The 4,337-nt window shown below is 55.1% G+C and carries 5 protein-coding genes; 4 read left to right on the forward strand and 1 reads right to left on the reverse strand.

From position 1 onward, the window contains the following. From CV102_RS26480 to CV102_RS25550, 3 genes are all read left to right on the forward strand, one after another. The coding region (locus tag CV102_RS26480; RefSeq protein ID WP_222863748.1) for a hypothetical protein at nt 1-368 on the forward strand (368 nt) is incomplete at its 5' end. Between the two features lie 628 nt (nt 369-996). After that, nucleotides 997-2,082, forward strand: coding sequence for a ComEC/Rec2 family competence protein (locus tag CV102_RS25545; RefSeq protein ID WP_394349523.1), 1,086 nt, complete (start codon nt 997-999; stop codon nt 2,080-2,082). Next, nucleotides 2,082-2,357, forward strand: a complete 276-nt coding sequence (locus CV102_RS25550) for a DUF3006 domain-containing protein (RefSeq protein WP_148860812.1) — start codon at nt 2,082-2,084, stop codon at nt 2,355-2,357. Before CV102_RS25545 ends, CV102_RS25550 begins: the two co-directional genes overlap by 1 nt. A 158-nt stretch (nt 2,358-2,515) precedes the next feature. On the opposite strand, the gene CV102_RS25555 is transcribed toward CV102_RS25550, so the two are convergent. Then, nucleotides 2,516-2,929, reverse strand: a complete 414-nt coding sequence (locus CV102_RS25555; protein WP_148860813.1) for a winged helix-turn-helix domain-containing protein — start codon at nt 2,927-2,929, stop codon at nt 2,516-2,518. Between the two features lie 431 nt (nt 2,930-3,360). Between CV102_RS25555 and CV102_RS25560 the strand changes: the two genes are divergently transcribed. Beyond that, the coding region (locus CV102_RS25560) for an RNA-guided endonuclease TnpB family protein (RefSeq protein WP_148860814.1) at nt 3,361-4,337 on the forward strand (977 nt) is incomplete at its 3' end.

The following is a 4,337-nucleotide window of genomic DNA, read 5'->3' on the forward strand; positions in this document are numbered from 1 at the left end:
TCGTGGTCGCGTTTGTCGACTCCGGTCTGGCTGCACACTGGCCCGAGTGGAAAGATACGGACCCGGATTCGCTGTACACTGGCGCCCAGGACCACGATGTAACGTGCTATACATTTCCGGAGTCGCGGCTCATGCGAGTCAGTGACGCCGAGGCAGCCGCCCTCCGCCAAGAGGACACTGGCGTTGTCGCACTGACACCGCTCCGCGAGAAACTAGAGGATGCGGACTGGGAGACCGTAATCGACGAGGGGGTGTTGGTCGTCAAAAAACTGGATGAACAGTACCGGATCCATCTGACAGGCGACGTCGAGGGGGATGGACCCGCGCGCAAGCCCTTAGAGAATATTGTCACGAAATACCTCACGTAACGCCCTCGATTAAATCCCAGCTGTCTTGCTGACCACCTACCCCACATTGTTTTGCACCCAGCCAGTAACTGCTCTCCACGGATCGTTTCACTCCAAGAATCCTAACTCGCGAAGTCTCGCTGCAACAGTCTCGATTGCGTGCTCGGCCGGTCGGATTCGGTTTATTCTGCACCCACTGCGGTCATCTCGAGTTGCTGGTGGACCGACTGACGAACCTCGATGGGCCTCCTGTATCAGTGCTTTTTCCGATGAAACACCTTCGGCTCCGAAAGCCCCTTACCAGACGTTCACCCAGTGAGAATAGTCAAAAACTGAGGTAGGTAACCAAATTCTGAATATTGTTCTGTCTTCTTGAGTATCCGAACAGTCATGCATCAGCAACTATACCATCGAATCGATGAAGCGACTCCTCTTGATCGTGTTTGTCGCAGCCATGCTGGTTCTCGCAGGATGTGCTGACGGAGCGAACACGAGTGATGATGAGCCAGAAGGTGAGGCAGCCGACGAGTTAGAAGATGCAGATCCGGTCGAATCTGGAGACGACACCACAACTGACGAGACTGAAACTGATTCAGAGGACACCGACGAAACTGAAACAGACGAGTCAGATGACAGTGATGAGACTGGAATAGATGACTCCGAGGATACTGACGAAACGGAGGCAGACGACCCGGATGAAACTGACGAGACCGAAACTGAGTCCGAGGATAGCGATGGAACGGAAACAGACGAGTCAGAGGACACTGACGAAACAGAGTCAGACGAGTCCGATGAAACCGACGAGACTGACTCTGAGCTAGAAGACACGGAACCCGAGGTCGATGGCGAACTCGAGATTCACCACATCGATGTCGGCCAAGCAGACGCAACACTCCTCATCGAGCCCTCTGGTGAGACGATGCTCATCGACTCCGGCGATTGGCGACAAGGTGGTGCCGGCGTGATCGACTACCTCGAGGACCAAAACGTCGATCGTATCGACCATCTCGTTGCAACACATGGCCACGCTGACCACATTGGTGGCCACGACGAGATCATCGAGCACTATGAAACCGAACACAACGGCATCGGCACGGCCTACGACTCTGGCGTAGCAACGACCAGCCAGACGTACGAACGGTATCTTGACGCCATCGAAGACCACGACGTGGAACTCCTAGTTGTCGAAGAGAACGATCACTTCGAATTCGGGGAGGCCGATGTTCACGTACTGAACCCACCAGCAGGCGATTCAGGATCAGACCTCCACTACAACAGTGTGGCACTCAGCATCGAATTCGGCGAGTTCTCGTATCTCACAACCGGTGATGCGGAAGCCGATGCCGAGCAACGGATGGTCGACGAGCACGGTAACAACCTCGAGACCGACGTCTACCAGGCAGGCCACCATGGATCGTCGACGTCATCGACAGCACCCCTCATGGAGCAAGCCACACCGGAGGTCGCGATTATCTCCAGCGACTACGATAGCCAGTACGGCCATCCACACGATGAAGTCCTCGAAGACTACGCCGACCGAGGGATCGACACCTACTGGACTGGTGTCCATGGCGACGTTGTCCTTACGACTGACGGCGAAAGCTATGGCCTCGAGACCCAACACGAGTTTTCGACTCATGCCGAAGACCTCCTCGAAGAGAAGCCAGCTGACGATGACGATCAAGCGTCGCTGACCCACTCGACTGACGTAGCTACAGCGCCAGTAGCCGATTGATGAGCGAAATCTATACAGCCAGTCTCGATCGGATCGTCGATGAGCAGACTGCAGTGCTTCTGCTTGAAGACGACGGCGAGATCGTCGATCAGCTCGATGTCGACGTCACGCAACTACCAGCAGAGTGTCAACACGAAGGCGCGATTCTCGAGGTCACTGTCAAAGAAGGCGAACTACGTGAAGTAGAATACCTCCCTGATATCACACAGTCTCGCGCGGAATCTGCACAGGAGCGACTCGATCGACTCTCGACGAGATTATCTGATCGAGATTGATTTGAGGACGATTGTGACTCTTCTCAAACAATCTATTTTATGGGTGATATTCTCGCCCGCCGTAACCATAGTGTGGCTGGGAATGCCAGTTAACCAGCGACCACTCCCAGTTGAGCGGCCTAAAGAGAGAGGAAGACAATTGCAGAGGTTCTGGTAGCTCACTCATCAACTGAGCTGTCGTACATCTCTTCGAACTCTTGTTCGCCGCGGATCAGTTCGTCTACTCCTTCAGTGAGAGTAACCTCTCCGAAGATGGTTGCCCGATAATACGTGTATAGCCCATCCTGTCCTCGCTCCGTCCGTTGTCGCTTTTCGACAAGGCTGACATCGAGGAGTTTGTTGAGGTGGTAGTGAAGAGTGCTGTCGTCGATGTTCATCGCCTCTTCGAGTTCTTTCGGACTCCTATCTCCACTGTGGACGAGCCGGTAGAGAATCTCGTATCTGGTACGATGACCAACAGCGGCGTGCATCTCGAGGTACTCCTCAAGAGTAAGGACGCTATCATCGGGTAATAGGTCCTCTGGGTCGTCCGGAATGTCTCCACCGACCGCACGCGTAGGATTCGTGGCCATCTTGCTTCGAAAGACGAGCGGAAGACTCTTAGTCGTTGTCGAGCCGAGAGCTCTCGAAAATAGCCTTTTTTATATACCTCTGCCAGAGAACAACGTACATGACGGATCGGATCACTCGTGACCTGATCACCGATCGGCTGGGGAGCGTGAAGTACGACCGCTTTCTGTTCTATCTTTAAACAGCGAGAGAATCCCGCCGTTCACGGCGGGCGTGAATCGCGTCACTCGACTACGCAACCCACAGTCTACAGCAGCCCGAATACCGAACGGAGGTTATTAGTGCCAAGAAAACGTACAAAGGATTGTGCGAACTGAAATCGATATGGAGCGAGGGAGCGACCTCCATGAACGGGTGAAAGACTACGCCCGCGACAATGGCATCCGACATCCTCGTGCCTACGCCGAACTAATCGAGAAAGGATTAGACGCCAGTGACAACGATAACTAAGACGCTTCAAGCGACGTTCGCCCCACCGACAGCCCACAAGCAGTCGAAACTCGACGAGCTACTCAAAACGTACCGTGACGGTCTGCAAGAGGCGTTCGACGCCGGGGTAAGTACCATGTCGTCGGTGAGCGAAATCGTGACGCCCTACGACCTCCCGTATCAGGCCAAAGCTGCTCTGTGCAACTACGTCCCGAAACTGCGGAAGACGTACCACGCCAAGGAGTTGGACGACTCTCACCCGATACGGCTCACGAACCAAGCCGCGAAGTTCGACCACTCCGAAGAACGTGACTACGAGTTCACATGGTGGGTTCCCCGTCCCGGTCGAGGCACGAACTTCTGGATACCGCTCCGCATCAACCCAGAACAGGAAGACCTCTGGCACGACCTCGTAGCCGAGGACGCGAAGGCGGGAGAGATACGGCTTCAGAAGCACCGGAAGAACTGGGTACTGCACGTCACCGTTGAGTACCCGGTCGAAGAACCAGCGACGGACGGTGACGCCACACACATCGGCTTAGACATCGGAGAAACCGCCCTGATAACGGGCTGTGCCCTCAAGGACGGTTCTCCGACTGACCCGTTCGTGTGTAGCGGAAGCAGAGCGAAGCATCTCCGCAAAGAGATGCACACGACCCTGAAACGACTCCAAGAGCGTGACGCGTCCGAGTGGCGGATTGACGAACGCTTCGGACACTACCAGAACGCGCTCACCGACACCGTGGAGAAAGCGTCTCGACAGGCTGTCGAGTATGCCAAACAGTTCGAAAATCCGGTGTTAGTGATGGAGGACTTGACGTATATCCGTGAGCGTCTTGATTACGGGAAGTACATGAATCGTCGCCTACACTCGTGGGCGTTCGCCCGACTGCAAGGGCGCATTGAGGACAAGGCGACGGAAGCAGGCATCCCGGTTGAGTACGTGAATCCGGCGTACACCTCGCAAACGTGCCACTCGTG

Source organism: Natronococcus pandeyae, from assembly GCF_008122205.1.
Classification (GTDB): Archaea; Halobacteriota; Halobacteria; order Halobacteriales; family Natrialbaceae; genus Natronococcus; species Natronococcus pandeyae.

Bases quoted from the DNA above. Each gene is read 5' to 3' on its own strand.
- CV102_RS25550 (WP_148860812.1), top strand. From the start codon at position 2,082: ATGAGCGAAATCTATACAGCCAGTCTCGATCGGATCGTCGATGAGCAG.
- CV102_RS25555 (WP_148860813.1), bottom strand. From the start codon at position 2,929: ATGGCCACGAATCCTACGCGTGCGGTCGGTGGAGACATTCCGGACGAC.